We start from the raw sequence: 1461 nt of genomic DNA, 5'->3' as shown, positions 1-1461 counted from the left end.
GCCGTGAACGTCGACCATGGCCTCACCTGTGGTGCCGGAGTTGTTCATGGTGTTCAAAGTCGTCTGGGTCGACCACATGTCGCCCTCGTGGGCCATGGCCGGGGCGACCTGCAGCGCCAGGGCGCTCAGGGCCAACGTGGGAACGGCGAGCAAACGCAACTTCTTGTTCATGATCGGTTCCTTACTGTGCGTGCGGGGGGTGCTTTGTGCTGGTGTTACACGGAGAGTTCGGTGCCGAGCGCTGCCCGGACGGGTGAGCTGAGAAGAACCTTAAGATTTCTTTTCACTGCGCGACTGCGCCCGATAAAAGCCATCCGTGCGGGGTTCGGCTACGAATCACCCGTGTGAACCCCTCCCGCCAGCCCTTCTCGCACCGCCACGGTCCGGCCCTGCCCCAACGTGTTCGTCCGGGAAACCGCCCAGTCACGGTGCCCTTCGGGGACATGTGTCAGTGGCGCCCCCATATCTGCGGCGTATGGCAGTATTCACACTGGAACAGCATCGACCGCCCCCGTGAGAAATACTCGTGTCGAAGGGATGACCAGTGGGAAAGCATGTTTGAGCCCGGCTCCGGCCGGGGAACCCCCCGTGATCCTCTTCCCGGCTCCGCGGACCGGCCCGCCCCCCAACAGCGCGCATCCTCACGGGCACACGTAGAATCCGGTGAGGACAGGGCAGGCGATCTCACGGAACTGCTGCTCCGCAGCGCTCGCGGAGACGAAGCCGCCTTCGCGGCGCTCTACGACGCCACCGCGTCCAGGGTTTACGGACTGACAAGACGGCTGACTCGTTCACCGGAGCTAGCCGCAGAGGTCGTCCAAGAGGTCTATCTGATGGCCTGGCAGCAAGCCGCCCGCTTCGATCCGAGCCGCGGCTCTGTGGTCGCCTGGCTGTCCACTCTGGCCCACCGCCGCGCCGTGGATCGGATCCGGCAAGTGGTGCAGGAACGGGGCAGAGAACAAGTTTATGAGAATCGGAGGGTGGGGGCACCGATGGATGCGACCTGGCAGGAGGTCGAACAGGCCATGGACACGCGTGACGTTCGGACGGGTTTGGGAGCCCTGACGCCGCTGCAGCGCGAGGCCATCACCTTGGCGTACTACGACGGATACACGTACCAGGAGGTGGCCCAGCGGCTGGAGATCCCCTTGGGCACGGCCAAGGCCAGGATCAGAGATGGTTTGAAGAGGCTCGGTGCAACACTGGGGGCGCAGCAATGAACCACGACATCCCAGAGCCCGGTCTCGTTCCCGGCGATCTCCACGACTTGTCCTCCCTGTACGCCGTGGACGCCTTGGAGCCCGCCGAACGGGCGGCCTTCGAGTCCCATTTGGCCGGCTGCCCACCGTGCCGGGCGGAGGTCGCCAGCTATGCCGAAACCACGGCCCAGCTGGCAGCCGCGGTGGCGTTGGAGCCTCCGCCCGCCCTGCGCACCAGTGTCCTGGATGCCATTCACGGCAC

At 65.2% G+C, this 1461-nt stretch carries 2 protein-coding genes; both read left to right on the top strand.

Going from position 1 to position 1461, the window contains the following annotated elements; genetic code table 11:
- Positions 1-554: 554 nt before the first annotated feature.
- Complete coding sequence (gene sigK / locus Q4E95_RS10485) at positions 555-1220, top strand: ECF RNA polymerase sigma factor SigK (RefSeq protein ID WP_303383256.1); 666 nt, start codon at positions 555-557, stop codon at positions 1218-1220.
- Positions 1217-1461, top strand: a 245-nt coding sequence (locus Q4E95_RS10480) for a zf-HC2 domain-containing protein (RefSeq protein WP_303383255.1), incomplete at its 3' end; no start/stop codon positions are given. The genes sigK and Q4E95_RS10480, both read left to right, overlap by 4 nt.

Origin of the sequence: Kocuria sp. (assembly GCF_030536815.1) — a bacterium.
Classification (GTDB): Bacteria; Actinomycetota; Actinomycetes; order Actinomycetales; family Micrococcaceae; genus Kocuria; species Kocuria gwangalliensis.
This window is presented reverse-complemented; position numbering and strand designations above follow the sequence as displayed.